Below are 22,826 nucleotides of genomic sequence, written 5' to 3'. Positions count from 1 at the left end.
CCGATGCCGCTGGTGACATTCCTGCCGCATGAAAAATTCTGCCCCGAGGGGCTGACCGTGGAAGTGCCGGCCGGGACCAATATCCTGGAACTGGCCCACGACCATCACATCGAGATGGAAAGCGCCTGCGGCGGCGTCAAGGCCTGCACCACCTGCCACTGCATCGTGCGCAAGGGCTTCGACTCGCTTGAAGAGGCTGATGAGCTCGAAGAAGACATGCTGGACAAGGCGTGGGGCCTGGAAGCGCAATCGCGCCTGGGCTGCCAGGTGGTGGTGGCCGATGAAGACCTCACCATCGAAATCCCCAAATACTCGCTCAACCACGCCGCCGAAGCGCCGCACTGAGGTTTGCCCCATGAGCCTGAAATGGATTGATGTACTTGAGATCGCCATCCAGCTTGCAGAAAGCAAGCCCGACGTCGATCCTCGTTACGTGAATTTCGTCGATCTGCACCGCTGGGTGCTGGCCTTGCCAGAATTCAGCGACGATCCGTCACGCGGCGGTGAGAAAGTGCTCGAGGCCATCCAGGCGGCCTGGATCGACGAAGCCGACTAAGCGCACGCTGCAGGTTAGGCAATCCCCTGGAACCCGCGTATAATTCGCGGGTTTAATTTTTCGCAACACTCATATTTCTGGAGTTCTCCATGGCTGTTCAACGTACTTTCTCGATCATCAAGCCTGACGCCGTCGCCAAAAACGTCATCGGCAAGATCACCACTCGCTTCGAAGAAGCCGGCCTGAAAATCGTTGCCTCGAAAATCAAGCAACTGTCCAAAGCCGAAGCCGAAGGCTTCTACGCCGAGCACAGCGCTCGTGGCTTCTTCGGTGACCTGGTTGCCTTCATGACTTCCGGTCCGGTCGTTGTCCAGGTTCTGGAAGGCGAGAACGCCATCGCTCTGAACCGTGAGCTGATGGGCGCCACCAACCCTAAAGAAGCTGCTGCCGGCACCATCCGCGCCGACTTCGCCGAGTCGATCGACGCCAACGCCGTTCACGGTTCGGACTCCGAAGCCGCTGCCGCTCGCGAAATCGCTTACTTCTTCGCAGCTACCGAGGTAACCACTCGCTAAGCGAAAGCTTACGGGTGAGGGTGAATCCATGACGACATCTACTGGCAAGATCAACCTGCTGGGGCTGACCCTGGCGGAAATGGAACAGTTCTTCGACTCAATCGGGGAGAAGCGCTTCCGCGCCGGGCAGGTGATGAAATGGATTCACCATTTTGGCGTCGATGATTTCGCCGCCATGACCAATGTCGGCAAGGTCTTGCGCGAAAAGCTCGAGGCCGTTGCCGAGATTCGGGGCCCGGAAGTGGTCAGCGAAGACATTTCCGCCGACGGTACCCGCAAGTGGGTGGTCCGCGTTGCCTCTGGCAGCTGCGTCGAGACCGTCTACATCCCTACCGACGATCGCGGTACGCTCTGCGTGTCGTCGCAAGCCGGCTGCGCCCTGGACTGCAGTTTCTGCTCCACCGGCAAGCAAGGCTTCAACAGCAACCTCACCGCCGCCGAAGTGATCGGCCAGGTGTGGCTTGCCAACAAATCCTTCGGGACCGTTCCGGCCAAGATCGACCGCGCTATCACCAACGTGGTCATGATGGGCATGGGCGAACCCCTGCTGAATTTCGACAATGTCATCGCCGCCATGAAGATCATGATGGAAGATCTGGGCTATGGCATTTCCAAGCGCCGCGTGACGCTTTCCACGTCGGGCGTGGTGCCGATGATCGACGAGCTGGCCAAGCACATCGACGTGTCGCTGGCCTTGTCGCTGCACGCCCCCAACGACGAGCTGCGCAACCAGCTGGTACCGATCAACAAGAAGTACCCGCTGAAGATGCTGCTGGAGTCGTGCATGGGCTACATGTCCACCCTCGGCGGCAAGCGCGTGCTGACGATCGAGTACACCCTGCTCAAGGACGTCAACGACCAGCCCGAGCACGCCGCCCAGATGATCGAGCTGTTGCGCGACGTGCCGTGCAAGATCAACCTGATCCCGTTCAACCCCTTCCCGCATTCGGGCTACGAGCGGCCGAGCAACAATGCCATCCGCCGCTTCCAGGACCTGTTGCACCACGGTGGCTTCAACGTCACCACCCGCACCACCCGCGGTGACGACATCGATGCCGCTTGCGGGCAGCTGGTCGGCCAGGTCAACGACCGTACCCGCCGCAGCGAGCGCTACATCGCCGTGCGCCAGCTGGCTGCCGACGAGTCGCAAGACACCGCCGCGCGCCACTGACGAGCACTCGCCCCATGACCCTGCGCGCCGCGCTGTCGATCCTCACGCTTGCGCTGCTGGCTGGCTGCGTTTCCAGCGGTGGTGGCGACCCCCTGGCCAGCCGCCAGGGGCGTGACGAGGCTGTGCGGGCCTATGTGCAGCTGGGATTGGGGTATTTGCAACAAGGTTTGACCGGGCAGGCCAAGGCACCCTTGGCCAAGGCTCTGGCGCTGGACAGCACGGATGCCGACGCCAATGCGGCGCTGGCGCTGGTGTATCAGGCCGAGGCTGAGCCGGAACTGGCAGGCCGGCACTTCCGTAAAGCGCTGGCAGCGCGCCCGGATGACACGCGAATCCGCAACAACTACGGCAGTTTCCTATATGCTCAGGGCCGTTTTGCCGACGCCGAGGCAATGTTTCGCCAGGCGGCCGCCGATACCCTGTACCCTGAGCGTTCGCGGGTGTACGAGAACCTCGGCCTGACCGCACGCAAGCTGGGGCAGGGCGAGCAGGCCCGTGAATACCTGGAAAAGGCACTGCGCCTCGATCAGCGGCAACCGAAGGCGTTGCTTGAAATGGCTGAGTTGTCCTACGAAAACAGGCATTATGTGCCGGCCCGGGACTACTACGATCGTTTCAGCCAGTTGAGCGACCAGAACCCCCGCAGCCTGTTGCTGGGCAGCCGCCTGGCCCGCGCCCTTGACCAGCAGGGTGATGCGGCCCGGCTGGGCCAGCAATTACAACGACTTTATCCCGGTACGCCGGAATATCAGCAATACCTGTCGGAGCAACGATGAAAGCCGCGCAAACAGAAGTAGCAGCGACTCGCCAGAACCCCGGTGACGTTTTGCGCCAGGCCCGCGAACAGCGGGAGTGGAGCCAGGCTGAGGTCGCGCAAAAGCTCAATCTCACGGTATCTTCGCTGAACAACCTGGAAACCGGCGCCTTCGACAAGCTGCCCGGGCACACCTTTGCCCGTGGTTACATCCGCGCCTATGCCAAGCTGATGGGCATGGACCAGGCACCGCTGGTGCAGGCGTTCGACAACATCACCGGCACCCACGCCCAAGGCAGTGACGTGCACGCACTCGGTCGTATCGAGGAGCCGGTCCGTCTGTCGCACAACATCATGCGCGTGGTCAGCCTGCTGCTGCTGGTGGCCGTGGTCGGTGGTGGCTTTTTCTGGTGGCAGGACCAGGGCAGCCTGCGCGGCAAGGACCTGGCCAAGATCGCCCTGGAGCACGTCGAGGTCGAGAGCGCCGACGGCACTACCCAGATTCATCCGCTGGACGAGCCGGAAGACCAGGCTGTCAGCGAAGCCCAGCAACCTGCCAGCGAAGCGCTGCCATTGGAACCAGTGGCCAGCGAACAAGCCCCTGCAGCGGCTGTTGAAACCCCGGCACCGGTAGTGGCTGTGGCACCGTCCAGCAGCGTAGCGGCGCCAGCGCCAAGCGTCGCCCCTGCACCGGTCGCCCCGGTCGCCCAGCCTGCACCTGCCAGCCCCGTGGCCGCCGCTCCGGCTCCCGTCGCCCCGGCGGCAGCGGTTCCGGCGCCAGTGCCGGCCGGCAGCGCCAGCGTACACATCCAGTTCACCGCCGATTGCTGGACCCAGGTCTCCGACGGCAACGGTAAGGTGCTGTTCAGCGCCATCAAGCGCAAGGGCGACAGCCTGGAACTGACCGGCAAGCCACCGTTCGCGGTACGCCTCGGGTTCGCCCGTGGCGCCCAGGTGAGCTACAACGGCCAGGCGGTCGATGTCGCCCCGTTCACCAGTGGCGAAACCGCTCGCCTGAAGTTGGGACAGTAAGTCATGCACGGCGAATCTCCGATCAAACGTCGCGAATCCCGCAAAATCTGGGTCGGCAATGTACCGGTGGGCGGCGATGCGCCCATCGCGGTGCAGAGCATGACCAACACCGACACCAACGATGTCGCCGCCACCGTGGGGCAGATCCAGCGCCTGGTCGATGCCGGCGTCGACATCGTGCGTGTCTCGGTACCGGACATGGACGCCGCCGAGGCGTTCGGCAAGATCAAGAAGCTGGTCAGCGTGCCGCTGGTCGCCGATATCCACTTCGACTACAAGATCGCCCTGCGCGTGGCCGAACTGGGTGTTGACTGCCTGCGCATCAACCCGGGCAACATCGGCCGCGAAGACCGTGTGCGCGCGGTGGTCGATGCCGCCCGTGACCGTGGCATCCCGATCCGCATCGGCGTCAACGCCGGCTCGCTCGAAAAAGACCTGCAGAAGAAGTACGGCGAACCGACCCCGGCCGCGCTGGTGGAGTCGGCGCTGCGCCATGTCGAGCACCTCGACCGCCTGGATTTCCAGGACTTCAAGGTCAGCGTCAAGGCCTCCGACGTGTTCATGGCCGTCGAGGCCTACCGCCTGCTGGCCAAGCAGATCATCCAGCCACTGCACTTAGGCATTACCGAAGCCGGTGGCCTGCGTTCGGGGACGGTGAAATCCGCCGTCGGCCTCGGTATGCTGCTGGCCGAAGGTATCGGCGACACCATCCGCATTTCGCTGGCCGCCGACCCGGTCGAAGAAGTGAAGGTCGGCTACGACATCCTCAAGTCGCTGCACCTGCGTTCCCGTGGCATCAACTTCATCGCCTGCCCGAGCTGCTCGCGGCAGAACTTCGATGTGGTCAAGACCATGAACGAGCTGGAAGGGCGCCTGGAAGACCTGCTGGTGCCGCTGGACGTGGCGGTGATCGGTTGCGTGGTCAACGGCCCGGGTGAAGCCAAGGAGGCGCACGTCGGCCTCACCGGCGGCACACCGAACCTGATCTACATCGATGGCAAGCCATCGCAGAAGCTGAACAACGACAACCTGGTCGATGAGCTGGAAAAACTCATCCGCCAGAAAGCGGCCGAGAAGGCCGAGGCCGACGCGGCGCTGATCGCCCGTGGCTGATACACAGAATTCGTAAGGACTACTCGTGAGCAAATCGCTGCAAGCCATCCGTGGCATGAACGACATCCTGCCCGACCAGTCGCCGCTGTGGCGCTACTTCGAGGGCACCGTGGCCGGCCTGCTGGACAGCTACGGCTACAGCCAGATCCGCACGCCGATCGTCGAGTTCACCGAGCTGTTCAAGCGCTCGATCGGTGAAGTCACCGATATCGTCGAAAAAGAGATGTACACCTTCGACGACCGCAACGGCGATTCGCTCACCCTGCGCCCTGAAGGCACCGCCGCCTGCGTGCGCGCGGTACTCGAGCACGGCATCACCGGCAACGGCCAGGTGCAGAAGCTCTGGTACATCGGCCAGATGTTCCGCCACGAGCGCCCGCAGAAGGGCCGCTATCGCCAGTTCCACCAGATCGGCGTGGAGGTGTTCAACCTCGACGGCCCGGACGTCGATGCCGAGCTGATCATGCTGACCTGGCGCCTGTGGGGCCTGCTGGGCATCCAGGACGCCGTGGAGCTGCAGCTCAACAGCCTGGGCACCAGCGAAGCCCGCGCGCGCTACCGCGATGCGCTGGTCGAGTTCCTGTCCGCGCGCCTCGAGCAACTGGACGAAGACAGCCAGCGTCGCCTCAAGAGCAACCCGCTGCGCATCCTCGACAGCAAGGATGCCAACACCCAGGCGGTGCTGGTCGGCGCGCCGAAGCTGGAAGACTACCTGGACGAAGAATCCCGCGTGCACTTCGAGGGGCTCAAGGCCCGTCTCGACGCCGCTGGCATCCCGTTCGTGATCAACACCAAGCTGGTGCGTGGCCTGGACTACTACAGCAAGACCGTGTTCGAGTGGGTCACCGACAAGCTCGGTGCCCAGGGCACCGTCTGCGCCGGTGGCCGCTATGACGGCCTGGTCGAGCAGATGGGCGGCAAACCGACCCCGGGCGTCGGTTTCGCCATGGGCATCGAGCGCCTGATCCTGCTGCTGGAAACGCTAGGCAAGGTGCCCGAGTCGATCAGCCGCACCATCGACGTCTACCTGTGCGCCTTCGGCGAGCAGGCAGAGCTGGCCGGCCTGCGCCTGAGCGAGCAGCTGCGCGACCGTCTGCCGGGCCTGCGCCTGGCGGTCAACGCCGGTGCCGGCAGCTTCAAGAGCCAGTTCAAGAAGGCCGACAAGAGCGGCGCGCTGTTCGCCCTGATCCTCGGCGACGACGAGTTGGCCAAGCAAGAGATTGGCCTGAAGCCCCTGCGTGGCCAGGGCGAACAACAGAACATTGCCTGGGATGCTCTTGCCGAGCACCTGGAAACCGCGATCGCCCAGGCGTAACGCGGTTCAACAACGAATAGGCGAAAAGGAGTATTGGGGTGTCGAGTACCGATGATGACGACCTGGCTGGGGTCAAGGACTGGTGGAACCGCAACGGCAAGCCGCTGCTGACCGGCGCGCTGCTGGCCGGCGTGGTGGTGATGGGCTGGCAGACCTGGCACAAATACCAGGCCAACCAGTCCCAAGGCGCCTCGGCGCTGTACCAGGCCCTGCTGGAAACCTCGCTGACGCCGTCCGGCCAGCCGGATGCGAGCAAGGTCGCCGAGCTGTCCGGCAAGCTCAAGAGCGAGTTTGGCGGTAGCGCCTACGCCCAGTACGGCAGCCTGTTCGTGGCCAAGGTCGCGGTCGAGAGCGGCAAGCTGGACGACGCCGCCACCGAGCTCAAGGCCGTGATGGACAAGCCGGCTGACGCCACCCTGGGCGAAATCGCCCGTCAGCGCCTGGCCCGCGTGCTCGCGGCGCAGGACAAGGCCGAAGACGCCCTGAAACTGCTCGACGGCGATGCCGACAAAGCCTTCCTGGCCAGCCGCGAGGAGCTCAAGGGCGACCTGCTGGTGCAGCTGGGCCGTGCTGACGACGCCCACGGTGCCTACGAAAAAGCCAAGGCCGCGCTGTCTGACGACGCCGCGATCGGTGGCCTGCAACTGAAGCTGGATGACCTGGCCAAAGGGGACGCCTGAAGTGAAGGGTTGGAAACAAGCAGCAGTGCTCACCCTCGCCGTGCTGGCAGCGGGTTGCAGCAGCAACAGCAAGAAGGAACTGCCCCCGGCCGAGCTGACCAAGTTCACCGAGGAAGTGGTGCTGAAGAAGCAGTGGAGCCGCTCGATCGGTGACGGCCAGGGTGAGACGTACAACACCCTGGTACCGGCCATCGAGAACGACCGCATCTACGCTGCCGACGTCACCGGTGAAGTCTTCGCACTCGACCGCCTCAACGGCGACGTGGTGTGGAAGAAGGACCTCGAGCTGCCGGTTTCCGGCGCGGTTGGCGTGGGTTACGGCCTGGTCATGCTGGGTACGCTCAAGGGTGAGGTGATTGCCCTGGATTCGAGCACCGGCGAGGAGCGCTGGCGTTCGCGCGTCACCAGCGAAGTACTGGCACCGCCCGCCAACAACGGCGACGTGGTGGTGGTGCAGACCCAGGACGACCGCCTGATCGGCCTCGACGCCGCCACCGGCGACCGTCGCTGGATCTACGAAAACACTCCAGCGGTGCTCACCCTGCGTGGCACCGGCGCGCCGATCGTCACCAACCGCCTGGCCGTCGCCGGCCTGTCCACCGGCAAGGTGGTGGCGGTGGACATCAACAACGGCGTACCGGTGTGGGAAAGCCGCGTGGCCATCCCGCAAGGCCGCTCCGAGCTGGACCGTGTGGTGGACATCGACGGCGGCCTGCTGCTGTCTGGTGGCACCCTGTACGTCAGCACCTACCAGGGCCGCGTCGCCGGCCTGGACCTGGAAAGCGGCCGTGTGCTGTGGCAGCGTGATGCCTCCAGCTACGTGGGTGTTGCCCAGGGCTTCGGCAACGTCTACGTGAGCCTGGCTTCGGGCACCGTCGAAGGTGTCGACGAGCGTTCCTCCAGCGCCTTGTGGAGCAACGACAGCATGGCCCGCCGCCAGCTGTCGGCGCCGGAAGTGTTCTCCAGCTACGTGGCGGTGGGTGACTTCGAGGGTTACCTGCACCTGCTGAGCCAGGTCGATGGCCGCTTCGTCGGCCGTGAGCGTATCGACAGCGATGGCCTGCGCGCCCGCCCACTTGTGGTCGGCGACACCATCTACGTCTTCGGCAACAGCGGCAAGCTCGAGGCACTGACCATCCGCTGAAGCTATGCTTGAGCCCGTTCGCGGGCTCAGGTAGCGGCGTAGGAAACGCCGCCCGAACTCCGGCCGCTGCCTTGCAGCGGCCTTTGCATTTTCAAGAATTCAAGAGTGGAGAGCCGCATGGTTCCCGTAATCGCCCTGGTGGGCCGGCCGAACGTCGGCAAATCCACCATGTTCAACCGCCTGACCAAGACCCGCGATGCCATCGTCGGTGACCTGTCGGGCCTGACCCGTGACCGCCAGTACGGCGATGCCAGCTGGCAGGGTCGTTCCTACATCCTGATCGACACCGGCGGTATCACCGGTGACGAAGTGGGCATGGACGAGAAGATGGCCGAGCAGTCGCTGATGGCCATCGAAGAAGCCGACTACGTGCTGTTCCTGGTCGACGCCCGCGCCGGCATGACCGCCGCCGACCAGATGATCGCCGACCACCTGCGCAAGCGGAACAAGTCGGCCGTGCTGGTGGCCAACAAGATCGACAACATCGATCCCGACATCGCCCGCGCCGAGTTCTCGCCGCTGGGCATGGGCAACGCCGTTCCGGTGGCCGGCTCCCAGGGTCGTGGTATCAACGCCCTGATGGAAGCGCTGCTCGGCCACATCCCGCGCGATGCCGAAGAGGAAGCCCTCGACCTGGACGTCGCCGAAGGCGAAGAGGCCGTGCGCATTCCCGGCCCAAGCGAGAAAGACGGCATCAAGATCGCCATCATCGGCCGCCCGAACGTGGGCAAGTCGACCCTGGTCAACCGCATGCTCGGCGAAGAGCGCGTGGTGGTGTACGACCAGCCGGGCACTACCCGCGACAGTATCTACATCCCGTTCGAGCGCGATGGCGAGAAGTACACCTTCATCGACACGGCCGGGGTGCGCAAGCGCGGCAAGATCCACGAGGAAGTCGAGAAGTTCTCGGTGGTGAAGACCCTGCAGGCGATCAAGGACGCCAACGTGGTGGTCTTTGTCATGGACGCCCGCGAAGGCGTGGTCGACCACGACCTCAACCTGCTGGGCTTCGCTCTTGAGGCTGGCCGGGCCATCGTCATCGCACTGAACAAGTGGGACGGCATGGAAGCGGGCGAGCGCGACTACGTGAAGACCGAGCTGGAGCGCCGGCTGTTCTTCGTCGATTTCTGCGACATCCACTTCATCTCTGCCCTGCATGGCACCGGCGTTGGCCACCTGTACAAGTCGATACAGGCCGCGTTCAAGTCGGCGGTCACCCGCTGGCCGACCAGCCGCCTGACGCAGATTCTCGAAGACGCCATCAGCGTGCACCAGCCGCCGCTGGTCAACGGCCGCCGTATCAAGCTGCGCTATGCCCACCTCGGTGGTGCCAACCCGCCGCTGATCGTGATCCACGGCAACCAGACCGAGAAGGTGCCCAACTCCTACTCGCGTTACCTGGAGAACACCTACCGCCGTGTGCTCAAGCTGGTCGGTACGCCGATCCGCATCGAGTACAAGGGCGGTGAGAACCCGTACGAGGGCAACAAGAACACCCTCACCGATCGCCAGGTCAACAAGAAGCGCCGCCTGATGTCGCACCACAAGAAGGCCGAGAAGAAGCGCCGCGACAAGCGCTGATTCCGTGCTGGCTTCATCGCCGGCAAGCCAGCTCCCACAGGGTATGCGTAAGCCACACTACCTGTGGGAGCCGGCTTGCCGGCGATAGGGCCCTTTGATCCACCGCAATCCCCCTATTGTTTCAACCTTTTTCCTGACTGCTTGATCCGCTATGCTCGGGCTCCACCCCGTGCCGGACAAACCCCAGGAAAGAGGGCTCCATGATCCGCAGCAAACTGCCGAACGTCGGCACGACCATCTTCACCACCATGTCGCAACTCGCGATGCAGACCGGTGCGCTCAACCTGTCCCAGGGCTTCCCTGACTTCAACGGCCCCCAGGCCCTGCTCGATGCCGTTGGCCGTCATGTGGCCGCCGGGCATAACCAGTATTCGCCGATGACCGGCCTGCCCGCCTTGCGCCAGCAAGTGGCGGCCAAGATCGCCCGGCTTTACGGGGCGCAGGTGGATGCCGACCAGGAAGTGACCATCACCCCCGGCGCCACCGAAGCGATCTTCTGCGCCATCCAGGCCGTGATCCACCCCGGCGACGAGGTGATCGTCTTCGACCCGTGCTACGACAGCTACGAACCCTCGGTGGAGCTGGCCGGTGGCCGCTGCGTGCACGTGCCGCTCGTTGACGGCAGTTTCAGCATCGACTGGCAGAAGTTCAGCGACGCCCTCAGCCCGCGCACGCGCATGGTCATCCTCAACTCGCCGCACAACCCCAGCGGCGCGCTGATCAGCCGCGACGACCTGGACCAGCTGGCCGCGCTGATCGGCAACCGCGACATCTACCTGGTCAGCGACGAAGTCTATGAGCACCTGATCTACGACGGTGTGCGCCACGCCAGCGTGCTGGCCCACGAGCAGCTCTACAGCAAGGCCTTCGTCATCAGCTCGTTTGGCAAGACTTACCACGTCACCGGCTGGAAGACCGGCTATGTGGTCGCACCGCCAGCGCTCAGCGCCGAGCTGCGCAAGGTCCACCAGTACGTCAATTTCTGCGGTGTCACGCCCTTGCAGTGCGCCCTGGCCGACTTCATGGCCGAGCACCCGGAGCACATCGACGAGCTGCCGGCCTTCTACCAGGCCAAGCGCGACCTGTTCTGCGACCTGTTGCAGGCCTCACGCTTCAGCTTCACGCGCACCCCGGGCACCTATTTCCAACTGGTGGACTATTCGCAGATCCGCCCCGACCTGAGCGACGTCGACATGGCCCTGTGGCTGACCCGCGAACACGGCGTGGCCAGCATCCCGGTGTCGGTGTTCTACCAGCAACCCATCCCCGAGCAACGCCTGGTGCGCCTGTGCTTTGCCAAACGCGAGGAGACGCTGCGACAGGCGGCGGAAAGACTATGCGCGATCTGAGTGAACTGCCGAACCTGAAAATCGCCCTGGTGCAGACCACCCTGGCCTGGCACGACCGCGAAGCCAACTACGCCCATTTCGAGGAACTGATTGGCCAGGCCGGTGAAGTCGACCTGGTGATCCTGCCGGAGATGTTCACCACCGGTTTTTCGATGGAGTCCGAAAGCCTGGCAGAGCCGGAGAACGGCCCGACCTACAAATGGCTCAAGGCCCAGGCGAAGAAGCACAATGCGGTGATCACCGGCAGTGTGATCATCCAGGCCGCCGATGGCAGCCACCGCAACCGCCTGCTGTGGGCGCGGCCCGACGGCGAGATTTTGCACTACGACAAGCGCCACCTGTTCCGCATGGCCGGCGAACACAAGCACTACACCCCTGGCGAGCGCCAGGTGCAGTTCGAACTCAAGGGGTGGCGCATTCGCCCGCTGATCTGCTACGACCTGCGTTTCCCGGTGTGGAGCCGCGACGCCCAGGACACCGACCTGCTGCTGTACACCGCCAACTGGCCCGCGGCGCGGCGCACCCACTGGAACCGGCTGCTGCCGGCGCGGGGGATCGAGAACCTGTGCTTCGTGGCGGCGGTGAACCGGGTGGGCACCGATGGCAAGGGCTTTGCCTACTCCGGCGACAGCCAGGTGCTGGACTTCCAGGGCGAGAGCCTGTTGAGTGCCGGTGAGGCCGACGGGGTGTTCACCGTGGTTTTGAGAGCAGCAGAGTTGGCCGCGTATCGCGCGCGATTCCCGGCCAACCTGGATGCCGATACCTTCGAATTGCACTGACCCGACACCGGCCCCTGTAGGAGCGGCCTTGTGCCGCGAAAGGCCGCTCCTACAGGCTGATCAGTACACATCCCGCCGATAGCGACCATCCTCGATCAGCTGCTGCACCCGCACCTCACCGAGCATCCCCTGCAGCGCCGCATCAACGCCCGCAGCCATGCCGTGCAAACTGCCGCACACATACACACAGGCGCCATCGTCGATCCAGCGCTTGAACTCGGCGCCCTGTTGCAGCAGCACATCCTGCACATAGACCTTCTCGGCCTGGTCCCGTGAAAACGCCAGGTCCAGTCGCTGCAGGTCGCCCTTGGCCAACCAACCTTGCAGCTCTTCGCCACACAGCAGGTCGTGGGCCCGGTTGCGCTCGCCAAACAGCAACCAGTTGCGTTGTTCGCCGTTGGCAATGCGCGCCCGTAGCAGGCTGCGCAAGCCGGCCAGGCCGGTGCCGTTGCCGATCAGCACCATCGGCGCTGCGGTCTCGGGCAAGTGGAAGCCGCTGTTGCGCCGCAGGCGCGCGCTGAGCGTGCCGTGCAGCGCCAGGTACTCGGTCAGCCAGCCGGAACCCAGGCCCAGGTGGCCGTCGGGGTGGCGTTCCTGGCGCACGATCAGTTCCAGCTCGCCATCGCTGGCGATGGAAGCGATCGAGTACTCACGGGCACTCAGCGGGATCAGCGCATCGACCAGCGCCTGGGCGTGCAGGCCCACCAGGTGCTCGCGGCTCCGTGGCAGTTGGCGGCTGGCCAGGGCCTGGACGAGGGTTTCCTGCAGACCCTCCACTTGTACCGGGCTTTGCGGGTCAAGGCCCAGCCCTGCCAGCAAGGCATCGATGCGCGGTTGGCCGTTGCACGGCAACACCTCAACCAGATCACCGGCCTCCCAGTGCGCCGGTACCTCGGGTTGCAGACCCAACAGGTACACCGGAGCGCCCTGGCTGCCAGGGTTGAGCAGCACGCGGCGGTTCAGGCGCCAGTTGCCGTAGCTCGGCGGCTGCCAGGCGGCCACCGGGTGCGCGCCGGTCAGCTGGGCGAGCTCTTGCTGCCACAGTTGCAGTGCGGCGGGGTCGGCATTGTCCACTTCGACCGGGCTGAAGGCGCTGCTGGCGCCACGCTCGCCGAGCCAGGCCTGCAGCCGTCGGGCAAAACCGCAGAAGTGCGGGTACTGCCGGTCGCCCAAGGCCAGCAGCGCGTAATCCAGGTGTTCCAGCGCCCAGGGCTTGCCGATCACCTTGCGCTCGAAGGCGCGGGCGCTGTCCGGCGCTTCGCCGTCGCCGAAGGTGCTCACCACGAACAGTGCGCGGTTGGCCTGGCGCAGCTCGGCTTCGCCCAGTTCGGCCAGCGGCCGCACCTGCACCGCCAGCCCGGCGGCCTGCAACTGGCCGGCGCTCTGCCAGGCCAGTTGTTCGGCGAAGCCGCTCTGGCTGGCGAACCCGATCAGCCAGCTGTCGCCGTTGCTGCTACTTGTCGACACGGCACTGCGGGCGGCACGTACCTGGCGCTTCTTGCGCCGGCGGTCGAGGTACAGCAGCCAGCCGGTGACGAAGAACAGCGGCATGGTTAGGCTGGCCACGGTGACGATGATCCGCCCCGGCAAGCCGAAGTAGCTGCCCACGTGCAGGGCGTAGACGCTCTGCAGCAGCTGGGCCTTGAACGAGCTGTCGCTGTAGCGCTGGTGGCGCTTGACCTGGCCGGTGGCCGGGTCGAGGGTGAGGGTGTTGAAGGCGCGCTCGTGGTCGGCGCCTTGCAACAGGTAGAACAGGGTGGCTGGCTGGCCACCAGCGGGCGGCAGCCGCAGGTTGTAGGTGGACAGGCCGGGGCCTGCCGCCTGCTTGAGGTTGGCCCAGATGGCATCGTAGTCCACCACCAGTGGCGGGGCGTTCTTGTCGACCTTGGGCGGGCCATGGCGGCCACCGCCGCCTTGCGCGCGCTTTTGCTCACCGGCCGCCGGTGGGTCGGCCAGCAGCTTGTTCAGGCCTGCGCGGTACCACTCGTAGGACCAGAACAGGCCGGTCAGGGCGAACAGCAGGTAGAACACCAGGCACCAGGTGCCGAACACGGCATGCAGGTCCCAGTTGAATGCACGGCCCTTCTTGGCCCAGTCCAGGGTCAGCCAGGTCCGCCAGTTGAGGGCTTTGCGCGGCCAGCGCAGGTACAGGCCGGACAGGCAGAAGAAGATCAGCATCAGGGTGCAGGCGCCGGTGATCTGCCGGCCGGTGTCGCCTACCGCCAGGAAGCGGTGCAGCTGCAACACGAAGTTGAAGAAACCCAGCCCGCTCACTTCACCCTTGAGCTCGCCGGTGTAGGGGTCGGCATAGCGCAATTCGCCACGGCGTTCACCGGGCGCGGGGGTGAAGAAGATCCGCGCGGCATTGCCCTCGCGGGTGTCGACCCACAGCATCGAGACCTTGTCGCCTTGCGCGGCTTCGACCCGGCGCACCAGCTCGGCCGGTGGCAACACGCCTTCCTGGCGAACTTCGACATTGAGTACGTCGGCGTTGAACGCCCGCAGCAATTCTTCCTGGAACGACCAGATGGCCCCGGTGATGCCCATCAGCGCGAGCACCAGGCCGGCGGTGATGCCGAACAACCAGTGCACCTGGAACAGCGTCTTCTTCAACACATCGATCACCTTGTCTGGCCGCCTACCGCGCGGCGTGCATTATGCCTTGATACGCAAAAGCCCCGTTCAAGCAACTGAACGGGGCGGCGATGGGGCGTTGTGTCTTCTGTGCTGGCCTCTTCGCGGGTAAACCCGCTCCCACAGGTACTGCGGCGCCCTCGGGCCCGGTGGCATACCTGTAGGAGCGGGTTTACCCGCGAAAGGGCCAGCGCAGAAACGACCCTCTCAGCGGGTAGCCCCGCGCTCACATCAGAAGTGCACGCTGGTGGTCAGCAATGCGGTCCGGCCCGCCGCCTGGTTGGCGAAGTGGGTGGAGAACGCTTTGTCGTAGTAGACCTCGTTGGTGAGGTTCTGCACGTTCAGCTGCAGGTCGACGTTCTTGGTCAGCTTGTAGGCGGCCATGGCGTCGTAACGTACGTAGCTGTCGACCATGGTGGTGTTGGCCACGTTGCCGAACACGTCATCGACGTAGAAGGCGCCGCCGCCGACGGTGAACTTGGGCGTGACCTGGTAGGTGGTCCACAGGCTGGCGCTGTTGTTCGGGGTGTTCGGCAACTGGTTGCCGTCGTTGGCCTTGCCCAGCGGGCCGCCGTCGATCTGGCGGGCCTGCATGTAGGTGTAGCCAGCAAACACCTGCCACTTGTTGGTCAGCTTGCCGCTGGCCGACAGCTCGATACCCTGCACGCGGGTTTCGCCGACGTTCTCGTAGCTGGTGGTGCCGACCTGCACACGGGCGTTTTCTTTCTCGGTGCGGAACAGCGCGGCGGTCAGGGACAGGCGCTCTTCGAGCAGGTCCCACTTGGTGCCGATTTCATAGTTGGTGGTTTCTTCCGGCTCCATGTCGCTGGAGAGCAGGTTGCCGGAGCGGTCGGTGGTGTTGCCCAGCGGGTTGGCTTCCATGCCCTCGTTGAGCAGTGCGCCTGGTGGCGTTGCAGAGGTCGCGTAGGAGACATAGATGCTGCCGTTGTCGGCCGGTTTCCACACCAGGCCCAGTTGGCCGGTGATGAACTCGCTGGTGTCCTTGCCCTTGGCGGCGACACCCTTGGTGTTCACCGTGGTGCTGCCATTGGCGTTGTAGCCGCGGTACTGGGTATCGAAGTGGTCGTAGCGCAGGCCCATGTTCAGCAGCCAGGCCGGGCTCAGCTCAAGGGTGTCGAACACGTACAGGGCACGGGTGTTGCTCTTGGTGTCGGTGCCGGCGTAGTTGCGCGAGATGGCGCCGTTCCACGGATCATCCGGGTTCGGGTTGCCCAGCGAGGTGCAGTTGTAGCCACTGCCTGGGCCGATCAGGCCCGGGGTGCAGGTGGTGGCGGTTGCGCCCTTGGTATTGGTATCGACGTTGTAGCTTTCGCGCTTGCTCTCTTCGCGGCTCAGTTCAATGCCGGTAGAGAAGCTGTTCTTCAGGCCGCCCAGGTAGAACTCACCGAACAGGTCGGTCTGGTTGGTGGTGGTGGCGGTGTTGCCCACGCGGGTGTTGGCACGGCGCCAGACGCTGCCATTGTTGACGTTACGCTGGCTGTCGTCCGGCTGGGTGAGGATGTAGTCCTGCATGCTGTTGCCGTGGCGCAGGGTGTTCTTGATGGTCAGCGCGTCGGTCAGGTCGTGCTCGATGGCGAAGGTGGCGATGTCCACGCGCGACTTGCGGAAGTCGCGGTCGGTCAGGCCATAGAAGTTGTCGCTGTCGCCACCGTCATACGGCTTGCTCGGGTGCGCCGAGGTGCGTGCGCTGCTGCCGCCGGCCGGAATGGTGTAGGGAATGCCCGAATCCGGCAGGTCGTCGCTTTCCAGGTGGTAGTAGTCGAGGTTGACGCGGGTTGCCGTGCCCAGGCCGAAGGCCAGCGACGGGGCGATGCCCCAACGGTCGTAGTTGACCTTGTCACGGCCGGCGACATTGCTTTCGTGGGTCATCAGGTTCAGGCGCCCGGCAATGCTGTCGCTGAACTGGTAGTTGCCGTCGAAGGTGTAGCGCTGGGTCTGGTCGCTGCCCCAGGTCCAGGCGCCGTCCAGCGAGTTGCCCAGGTGCGCGCGCTTGCTCACCAGGTTGATGGTGCCGCCCGCTGCGCCGCGGCCGCCGATGGCCGAGTTCGGGCCCTTGGCCACTTCCACCGACTCGATGGCGAAGATCTCGCGGGTTTGCGCGCCAGTGTCACGCACGCCGTCCAGGTAGGTGTCGCCCTGGGCATCGAAGCCACGAATGAACGGGCGGTCGCCTTGCGGGTTGCCGCCTTCGCCGGCACCGAAGGTGATGCCGGGCACGGTGCGCAGGGCATCCTGCAGGTTCAGGGCGTTGGTGTCCTTGATCACTTGCTGCGGGATCACGGTGACCGAACGTGGCGTGTCCACCAGGGGCGCGGTGTACTTCTGCGAAGAGGCTTTCTCGACCTTGTACTCGGTGTTCGCCTGTTCGGCCTTGCCGTTGACGCTGGTGGCGTCGAGGGTGATGGCGTTGTTGGCGGCCGGGTCGGCAGCGTAAGCGGAAGTGGCGGTGATCGCCAGGCCGATGGCCGAGGCGAGCAAGCGTGGTGAACTGACAGCGGTTGGCACGTGGCGCATTGTTATTGACCTTCCCCAAGGTATCGAAGGCCGCGGATGTTAATGTAAGCGAATGTAAGGAACAATTGAGAAGCGTTACCATTCGCCAGGAATTTACATTCTTTACATTTTCACCTTACGGTTTTTAGGGGTTCGTACGTCGATTGGTCAGAAAGGGGGTTGTGAAGGGTAAAAGGGAATCAATATCATTGGCGCCCCATACCTGTGCCAGGTGCCACCGCCATGCTGCTTCACATTCCCGGGCTGTTCGACGCCGATGAAATCTCGCGTATCCGCCAGGCCCTGGAGCAGGCTGACTGGGCAGATGGCAAGGTCACGGCGGGCTACCAGTCGGCCAAGGCCAAGCACAACCTGCAGCTGGCCGAAGGCAATCCGCTGGCCAAGGAGATCGGCAGCGCGCTGATCGAGCGGCTGTGGCGCAACCCGCTGTTCATGTCGGCGGCGCTGCCGCACAAGGTGTTCCCGCCGCTGGTCAACTGTTACCAGCAAGGGGGCAATTTCGATTACCACATCGACAATGCCCTGCGCCAACCCAAGGGCAGCCCGGAGCGGGTGCGCACTGACCTGTCCTCGACGCTGTTCCTCAGCGACCCGGACAGCTACGACGGTGGCGAGCTGGTGATCCAGGACACCTACGGTGTACAGCAGGTCAAGCTGGCGGCCGGCGACATGGTGCTGTACCCCGGCACCAGCCTGCACAAGGTCAACCCGGTCACCCGTGGCGCCCGATATGCAGCGTTCTTCTGGACCCAGAGCCTGGTGCGCGATGACGGCCAGCGCACGCTGTTGTTCGAGATGGACAACGCCATCCGCCATCTCACCGCCGATGTGCCGGACCACCCATCGCTGCTGCAACTGACGGGCACCTACCACAACCTGCTGCGCCGTTGGGCCGAGGTCTGAACCGTGTCCTATCAGTTGCGTCGTGAACAGCTGGTGGACCTGGCCGGCCTGCAGGCCATGCTCGAGCACAGCCCGGGCCAGGCCGCCCAGGCCATCCTCGCGGCAGCGGGGCAGGGCGTGGTCGAGGCGCAGTTGCTGCTGGGGCAGATCCTGCTCGACGGGCGTGGCATCGAGCAGGATGCCGAGGTGGCCCGGCGCTGGTTCCAGATTGCCGCCCAAGGCGGCAATGGCATGGCCCACAACATGCTCGGGCGCTGCCTGGAGCATGGCTGGGGCGGCGCGGTGAACCTGGCCCAGGCGGCCATTCACTACGCGCAGGCCGCCGACACCGGGCTGGACTGGGGCATGTACAACCTGGGCAACCTGTTGAGTACTGGCCGTGGGGTGCCGCAGAACCAGGCCCAGGCACTGGCCTGCTACGAGAAGGCTGCGCAGCTGGGTCATGCCAAGTCGATGAACCTGTACGGCCGTTACCTGGAGCAGGGTATCGCCACCGCCGCCAGCCCGGCCCGCGCCGTGCGCTGGTATCGCCGCTCGGCCGAGGCGGGCGATTTCCGTGGCATGTTCAGCCTGGCCATGGTGCTTGTCGAGCGCGGTGAGGTGGCCGAAGCGCTGACCTGGCTCGGGCACGCGAGGACGTCGGGCAACGTGAATTTTCTGCGTAGCAGCGTGCGCACATTGTCGGGCGCCGGGGAAGTGCTGGCAGGGGCTGCTGCGGACTATTGCGCTGAGCTCGAGCGGCGGGTCTTGGCCGGCGGAAAATCTACCTGATTAGGCCAGCACGGTGCCCTCGGCGGCTGAGCTGTGGCTTCGAGCGTGAGCAAGATTTCCCGCTTATCCCGCTGCAGTCTACTCACAATGATGTGTGCTCATTTGCAAACCCCGAGGTAAATATGAGCACCTACAATCAAGCCGCTTCATTCATTGCCGAGCTGTCCTGTGTGATCACCGAAGGTGTAGGCACGCTGACCGCAGGTAAGCTCAAACCGGCAAAGGCCAGTGTTGCTTACCATGGGTACGTCGATGTCAGCCGCGTCGCGGAAGTTCATGTGTGCGAAGGTGCCAGAGAGCTGCTCGACGAGCGCTTCTGGTTTGGTTGCTTCAACAGCGGAGAGCCGGAGCGTTACGACGTGCGTTGCTGGGCACCAGGCAAGCCTCATCATGGCAAACGCCTGACCGTAGCCAGCGATGGCGGGCTGAGTGTCGTACCCGCCGCCGCAGTGTCCTGCGAATGGCTATTGAGCTGGGGTGGCCAGCCGTTCCAACGTCGTCATGTCAGCGAAATGGGGGGGCCGGCGTGGGGCTTCGCAATGTCGCATGTCAATGGCGCAAGCTTGTGCCATGAAGCGTCGACCAGAGTCCGAGCGGGCTGGCAGTGCAGGGCGCACACGCGCAAGGGTGCACCGCTGGAGCTGAGAATCCAGATTCACCAGGCCGGGATTGCGCAGTTGTGATGGGGCTCGCCTGATGAAAAAAGGACGCTTCGTGTCGAAGCGTCCTTGCGGGCATTACAGGTAGTAGGCCTTCAGCGGCGGGAAACCGTTGAATTCCACCGCGCTGTAGCTGGTGGTGTAGGCACCGGTGGACAGCCAGTACAGGCGGTCGCCGATGGCCAGGTTCAGCGGCAGGCCGTACTTGTAGTTCTCGTACATGATGTCGGCGCTGTCGCAGGTCGGGCCGGCGATGACCACTTCTTCGGTCTCGCCTTTCTTCTCGGTCCAGATCGGGAACTTGATGGCTTCGTCCATGGTTTCGATCAGGCCGGAGAACTTGCCCACGTCGGTGTAGATCCAGCGCTCGACCGCGGTGCGCGACTTGCGTGCCACCAGCACCACTTCGCTGACCAGGATGCCGGCGTTGGCGATCAGCGAACGGCCTGGCTCGAGGATGATTTCCGGCAGGTCGTCACCGAAGTCTTCTTTCAGGAAGCGGATGATCTCTTCGGCGTAGGTCTCGAGGCTGTTGGTGCGGGTGATGTAGTTGGCCGGGAAGCCGCCACCCATGTTGATCAGCTTCAGCTCGATGCCGTCTTCTTCCTTCAGGCGCTCGAAGATCACCTTGACCTTGGCGATGGCGGCGTCCCACACGCTGATGTCGCGCTGCTGCGAGCCAACGTGGAAGGAGATGCCATAAGGCACCAGGCCCAGGTCGCGGGCGAGGATCAGCAGGTCCATGGCCATGTCGGTCTGGCAGCCGAACTTGCGCGACAGCGGCCAGTCGGCGGTGGTGGAGCCTTCGGTGAGGATACGCACGTAGACTTTCGAGCCCGGTGCGGCCTTGGCGATGTTGCGCAGGTCGGCTTCGGAGTCGGTGGCGAACAGGCGCACGCCTTTCTCGAAGAAGTAGCGGATGTCCTTGGATTTCTTGATGGTGTTGCCGTAGCTGATGCGGTCAGGGCTGACGCCACGGCCAAGCACTTTGTCCAGCTCGTAGATCGAGGCGATGTCGAAGCTCGAACCTTTCTCTTTGAGCAGGTCGATGATCTCGACGGCCGGGTTGGCCTTGACCGCGTAGTAGACCTTGGCGAATTCGAACCCGGCGCGCAGGTCGTCGTAGGCCTGGCTGATCATCTGGGTGTCGATGAGTACGAATGGGGTTTCCTGCTTGTCGGCGAACGCCTTCATTTTCTGGAAGGTGTCACGCGCGAAATAGTCTTCGACCTGGATCGACATGCTCAAGGGCTCCATGGGCAAACTGAAAAAATAAGTGGCTGCAAACTGAACGTCCTCCGTATCCCCACTTTGGTTCGCCTACTTCCCAAGGCATGTCGCCGAAAGCAAAAAGGTCAACCGTGCCAGGGTGGGGCTGCGGGTGACCTTGCTGTCTCGTCGTCAGTACTTGAGCCGGATGGATCGTTTCCAGCATGGACGTTCGGCGCGCACTTTAGGGCGTGATTCCAGCAAGATCAACAGGCAATCCCGGTGGGTTCGCCGTGGATCGACGAGCAGTTACCTGAATAACCGACTCGTGTGACCGGCAGATGTTCCCCGGGATGTTTGAAGCGTTAAATATTGTGGAATAGACCGGGTTGGCCCCTTCGCGGGTGAACCCGTTCCCACAGGGATTGCGCATTTCCTGTGGGAGCGGGTTCACCCGCGAAGAGGGCTGAGGTGTTCATATTTATGGCCACACAACCCTGGTACTCCCGTGCATGAAATCCGTCATAAATTTTTTGTTACCGACTGGCGGAATTGCCGCTTTTGATGAGAAACATTACTATTCGCACCCTTATCTGCCTGCCTGATGACCCCTACCGTGTCCGGACACAAAGGCTTCCTCGACCACTATCACGAGCTGATCGGCACCTGGACGCGCAAGTTGCGCAGTCGTCAGCAGGCCGAGGACCTCACCCATGATGCCTTCGTGCGGGTTCTGGAAAATCCGCGCGATCAGGTCGAGCAGCCACGCGCCTACCTGCACCAGACCGCCCGCAACATCGCTGTCGATGGTTATCGCCGCGAAGACCGGCGCCAGGCCCTGGTGCTGGAAGGTTTCGACGACGAAGCGGCGGCGGGGGATGACCCGGAAGCCTACGTGCATGCCCTGGAGCTGGCCGACAGCGTCGAACGGGCGCTGGCCGAACTGCCGCTCAACTGCCGGCAGGTGTTCGTCTGGCAGAAGCTCGAAGGCCTGAGCCAGGCCGAGATCGCCGAGCGCATGGGCTTGAGCAAGAACATGGTCGAAAAGTATATGATCCGCACGCTCCGACATCTGCGTGAGCACCTGGATGTGTCGGCCAGATGAGTCAGGAGACCCCATTGATGAAACAGCACGCGTTCGACCCCGTCGGTGAACAGGCGGCGGCCTGGTTCGCCCGGGTTCAGGACGCACCGAACGACGCCGAGCTCCTGGCTGCCCTGCAGCAGTGGCTGCAAGCAGATACGCGGCATCGCGAGGAATACCAACAGCTCACCGCGTTGTGGCGCGCCGCCGACTTGATTCCGCGGCAACGCCTGGAAGCGCTCTGCACGCCTGAGCCGGTGCGCCAGTTGCCGCGCCGACGGGTGCTGCGCCAGGCGCTGGCGGCCGGCGTGGCGATCGCTGCACTTGGTCTGGGCTGGAGCGGCTGGCACTACCAGCGGCTCAATCATCAGGACGCGCTGCAAACGGCCCTGGGCGAGCGCCGCCAGGTCGAGTTGCCAGACGGTTCACACCTGGAGCTCAACAGCGGCACACAGCTGAACGTGGACTTTTCCCCGGGCCGGCGCCATGTGCGGCTGAGCCAGGGCGAGGCGATGTTCATCGTTGCCCACGACAGCAGCCGCCCCTTTGTGGTCAGCACTGCCCAGGGTGAGGTGACGGTTACCGGCACGCGCTTCGACGTGCGCCAGGACCCGGGCAGCACCCGCGTGGCAGTGGAGCAGGGCTCGGTGCGGGTGCAAGGCGCAGGTAATGGGCTGGCGCAGTTGGGGGCCGGCCAGGGTTCGCATATCGATGCCCACGGCAAGGTCGCCGCGCCCTATGCCATCGACGTCGATTCGCTCACCGCCTGGCGCCAGGGCAAGCTGGTATTCGACAACGCACCGCTTGGCGAAGTGGTCGTCGAAGTGTCGCGCTACCGTGCCCAACCGCTACGGGTTGCCCCCGGCAAAGTGGCCAGCCTGCGCCTGTCGAGCAGCTTCAGCACGGACGACCCCGATGCTCTGCTGCGCGCCTTGCCGAGCATTCTGCCGGTGGCGATCCGGCAGCATGCCGATGGCTCCAGCGAAATAATTGCAAAATAGATTCAGGTTTTTTTTCGGCCGTTCGTCTTCCCCGCCAGCTG

21 protein-coding genes are annotated in these 22,826 nt (G+C 64.1%); 18 read left to right on the top strand and 3 right to left on the bottom strand.

Annotation, left to right across the window (positions count from 1 at the left end):
* The first annotated feature begins 3 nt into the window (after positions 1-3).
* From fdx to L6D77_RS10195, 13 genes are all read left to right on the top strand, one after another.
* Entirely contained in the window at positions 4-345 is a 342-nt protein-coding gene (fdx, locus tag L6D77_RS10255; RefSeq protein WP_110735783.1) for an ISC system 2Fe-2S type ferredoxin, read from the top strand.
* A gap of 10 nt (positions 346-355) precedes the next feature.
* Positions 356-556 (top strand): Fe-S cluster assembly protein IscX, encoded by a 201-nt coding sequence (gene iscX / locus L6D77_RS10250; RefSeq protein ID WP_110699949.1) that lies wholly within the window; start codon positions 356-358, stop codon positions 554-556.
* A gap of 89 nt (positions 557-645) precedes the next feature.
* Positions 646-1,071 carry a nucleoside-diphosphate kinase gene (gene ndk / locus L6D77_RS10245; protein WP_008092560.1) on the top strand — a complete coding sequence of 142 codons (426 nt, stop codon included), beginning with the start codon at positions 646-648 and terminating at the stop codon, positions 1,069-1,071.
* A 28-nt stretch (positions 1,072-1,099) separates the two neighbouring features.
* Positions 1,100-2,242 (top strand): dual-specificity RNA methyltransferase RlmN, encoded by a 1,143-nt coding sequence (gene rlmN, locus L6D77_RS10240; protein WP_232883061.1) that lies wholly within the window; start codon positions 1,100-1,102, stop codon positions 2,240-2,242.
* 14 nt (positions 2,243-2,256) lie between these two features.
* Positions 2,257-3,018: a type IV pilus biogenesis/stability protein PilW gene (pilW, locus tag L6D77_RS10235; protein ID WP_232883062.1), complete on the top strand. Its 762-nt coding sequence runs from the start codon at positions 2,257-2,259 to the stop codon at positions 3,016-3,018.
* Entirely contained in the window at positions 3,015-4,028 is a 1,014-nt protein-coding gene (locus L6D77_RS10230) for a RodZ domain-containing protein (protein WP_232883063.1), read from the top strand. The genes pilW and L6D77_RS10230 overlap by 4 nt, the downstream gene beginning before the upstream one ends.
* A gap of 3 nt (positions 4,029-4,031) precedes the next feature.
* Positions 4,032-5,141: a flavodoxin-dependent (E)-4-hydroxy-3-methylbut-2-enyl-diphosphate synthase gene (gene ispG, locus L6D77_RS10225; protein ID WP_110993496.1), complete on the top strand. Its 1,110-nt coding sequence runs from the start codon at positions 4,032-4,034 to the stop codon at positions 5,139-5,141.
* Between the two features lie 25 nt (positions 5,142-5,166).
* Positions 5,167-6,456, top strand: coding sequence for a histidine--tRNA ligase (gene hisS, locus L6D77_RS10220; RefSeq protein WP_232883064.1), 1,290 nt, complete (start codon positions 5,167-5,169; stop codon positions 6,454-6,456).
* Positions 6,457-6,494: 38 nt separating this feature from the next.
* Positions 6,495-7,136, top strand: coding sequence for a tetratricopeptide repeat protein (locus tag L6D77_RS10215; protein ID WP_232883065.1), 642 nt, complete (start codon positions 6,495-6,497; stop codon positions 7,134-7,136).
* Entirely contained in the window at positions 7,111-8,280 is a 1,170-nt protein-coding gene (gene bamB, locus L6D77_RS10210) for an outer membrane protein assembly factor BamB (protein ID WP_110993493.1), read from the top strand. The genes L6D77_RS10215 and bamB overlap by 26 nt, the downstream gene beginning before the upstream one ends.
* 117 nt (positions 8,281-8,397) lie before the next feature.
* Positions 8,398-9,861 (top strand): ribosome biogenesis GTPase Der, encoded by a 1,464-nt coding sequence (gene der / locus L6D77_RS10205; RefSeq protein ID WP_232883066.1) that lies wholly within the window; start codon positions 8,398-8,400, stop codon positions 9,859-9,861.
* A 200-nt stretch (positions 9,862-10,061) separates the two neighbouring features.
* Positions 10,062-11,210, top strand: coding sequence for a pyridoxal phosphate-dependent aminotransferase (locus tag L6D77_RS10200; RefSeq protein ID WP_232883067.1), 1,149 nt, complete (start codon positions 10,062-10,064; stop codon positions 11,208-11,210).
* Positions 11,198-11,989 (top strand): amidohydrolase, encoded by a 792-nt coding sequence (locus tag L6D77_RS10195; RefSeq protein WP_232883068.1) that lies wholly within the window; start codon positions 11,198-11,200, stop codon positions 11,987-11,989. Before L6D77_RS10200 ends, L6D77_RS10195 begins: the two co-directional genes overlap by 13 nt.
* A 60-nt stretch (positions 11,990-12,049) precedes the next feature.
* Here L6D77_RS10195 and L6D77_RS10190 read toward each other — a convergent pair whose 3' ends face one another.
* Both L6D77_RS10190 and L6D77_RS10185 read right to left on the bottom strand, forming a co-directional pair.
* The gene (locus L6D77_RS10190) at positions 12,050-14,605 is read right to left on the bottom strand and encodes a sulfite reductase flavoprotein subunit alpha (RefSeq protein WP_232883069.1); all 2,556 of its coding nucleotides are present in this window, start codon (positions 14,603-14,605) and stop codon (positions 12,050-12,052) included.
* Positions 14,606-14,854: 249 nt separating this feature from the next.
* Positions 14,855-17,158, bottom strand: coding sequence for a TonB-dependent receptor (locus tag L6D77_RS10185; RefSeq protein ID WP_232883070.1), 2,304 nt, complete (start codon positions 17,156-17,158; stop codon positions 14,855-14,857).
* Positions 17,159-17,380: 222 nt separating this feature from the next.
* On the opposite strand from L6D77_RS10185, the gene L6D77_RS10180 reads away from it, so the two are divergent.
* The 3 genes from L6D77_RS10180 (at position 17,381) to L6D77_RS10170 (ending at position 19,515) form a co-directional block, all read left to right on the top strand.
* Positions 17,381-18,061, top strand: coding sequence for a Fe2+-dependent dioxygenase (locus L6D77_RS10180; protein WP_232883071.1), 681 nt, complete (start codon positions 17,381-17,383; stop codon positions 18,059-18,061).
* A 3-nt stretch (positions 18,062-18,064) separates the two neighbouring features.
* A complete protein-coding gene (locus L6D77_RS10175; RefSeq protein WP_232883072.1) occupies positions 18,065-18,832 on the top strand; it encodes a tetratricopeptide repeat protein in 768 nt (255 codons plus the stop codon).
* Between the two features lie 122 nt (positions 18,833-18,954).
* Entirely contained in the window at positions 18,955-19,515 is a 561-nt protein-coding gene (locus L6D77_RS10170) for a hypothetical protein (RefSeq protein WP_232883073.1), read from the top strand.
* Positions 19,516-19,569: 54 nt separating this feature from the next.
* Here L6D77_RS10170 and L6D77_RS10165 read toward each other — a convergent pair whose 3' ends face one another.
* Positions 19,570-20,733: a type III PLP-dependent enzyme gene (locus L6D77_RS10165; RefSeq protein ID WP_125860139.1), complete on the bottom strand. Its 1,164-nt coding sequence runs from the start codon at positions 20,731-20,733 to the stop codon at positions 19,570-19,572.
* Positions 20,734-21,304: 571 nt separating this feature from the next.
* On the opposite strand from L6D77_RS10165, the gene L6D77_RS10160 reads away from it, so the two are divergent.
* Positions 21,305-21,805, top strand: coding sequence for an RNA polymerase sigma factor (locus L6D77_RS10160; protein ID WP_232883074.1), 501 nt, complete (start codon positions 21,305-21,307; stop codon positions 21,803-21,805).
* 17 nt (positions 21,806-21,822) lie between these two features.
* The gene (locus L6D77_RS10155) at positions 21,823-22,785 is read left to right on the top strand and encodes a FecR family protein (RefSeq protein ID WP_232883075.1); all 963 of its coding nucleotides are present in this window, start codon (positions 21,823-21,825) and stop codon (positions 22,783-22,785) included.
* The last annotated feature ends 41 nt before the right edge of the window (positions 22,786-22,826 follow it).

This window comes from Pseudomonas parasichuanensis, from assembly GCF_021601385.1.
Classification (GTDB): Bacteria; Pseudomonadota; Gammaproteobacteria; order Pseudomonadales; family Pseudomonadaceae; genus Aquipseudomonas; species Aquipseudomonas parasichuanensis.
Note: the sequence above shows the minus strand (reverse complement) of the source record. Positions and strands in the feature narration are given on the sequence as shown.

Coding starts and splice junctions, on each gene's coding strand:
- bamB (WP_110993493.1), top strand. CDS start 7,111: ATGACCTGGCCAAAGGGGACGCCTGAAGTGAAGGGTTGGAAACAAGCA.
- L6D77_RS10170 (WP_232883073.1), top strand. CDS start 18,955: ATGAGCACCTACAATCAAGCCGCTTCATTCATTGCCGAGCTGTCCTGT.
- L6D77_RS10195 (WP_232883068.1), top strand. CDS start 11,198: ATGCGCGATCTGAGTGAACTGCCGAACCTGAAAATCGCCCTGGTGCAG.
- L6D77_RS10200 (WP_232883067.1), top strand. CDS start 10,062: ATGATCCGCAGCAAACTGCCGAACGTCGGCACGACCATCTTCACCACC.
- L6D77_RS10180 (WP_232883071.1), top strand. CDS start 17,381: ATGCTGCTTCACATTCCCGGGCTGTTCGACGCCGATGAAATCTCGCGT.
- der (WP_232883066.1), top strand. CDS start 8,398: ATGGTTCCCGTAATCGCCCTGGTGGGCCGGCCGAACGTCGGCAAATCC.
- L6D77_RS10155 (WP_232883075.1), top strand. CDS start 21,823: ATGAAACAGCACGCGTTCGACCCCGTCGGTGAACAGGCGGCGGCCTGG.
- pilW (WP_232883062.1), top strand. CDS start 2,257: ATGACCCTGCGCGCCGCGCTGTCGATCCTCACGCTTGCGCTGCTGGCT.
- iscX (WP_110699949.1), top strand. CDS start 356: ATGAGCCTGAAATGGATTGATGTACTTGAGATCGCCATCCAGCTTGCA.
- L6D77_RS10165 (WP_125860139.1), bottom strand. CDS start 20,733: ATGTCGATCCAGGTCGAAGACTATTTCGCGCGTGACACCTTCCAGAAA.
- L6D77_RS10185 (WP_232883070.1), bottom strand. CDS start 17,158: ATGCGCCACGTGCCAACCGCTGTCAGTTCACCACGCTTGCTCGCCTCG.
- L6D77_RS10160 (WP_232883074.1), top strand. CDS start 21,305: ATGACCCCTACCGTGTCCGGACACAAAGGCTTCCTCGACCACTATCAC.
- rlmN (WP_232883061.1), top strand. CDS start 1,100: ATGACGACATCTACTGGCAAGATCAACCTGCTGGGGCTGACCCTGGCG.
- ndk (WP_008092560.1), top strand. CDS start 646: ATGGCTGTTCAACGTACTTTCTCGATCATCAAGCCTGACGCCGTCGCC.
- ispG (WP_110993496.1), top strand. CDS start 4,032: ATGCACGGCGAATCTCCGATCAAACGTCGCGAATCCCGCAAAATCTGG.
- L6D77_RS10230 (WP_232883063.1), top strand. CDS start 3,015: ATGAAAGCCGCGCAAACAGAAGTAGCAGCGACTCGCCAGAACCCCGGT.
- fdx (WP_110735783.1), top strand. CDS start 4: ATGCCGCTGGTGACATTCCTGCCGCATGAAAAATTCTGCCCCGAGGGG.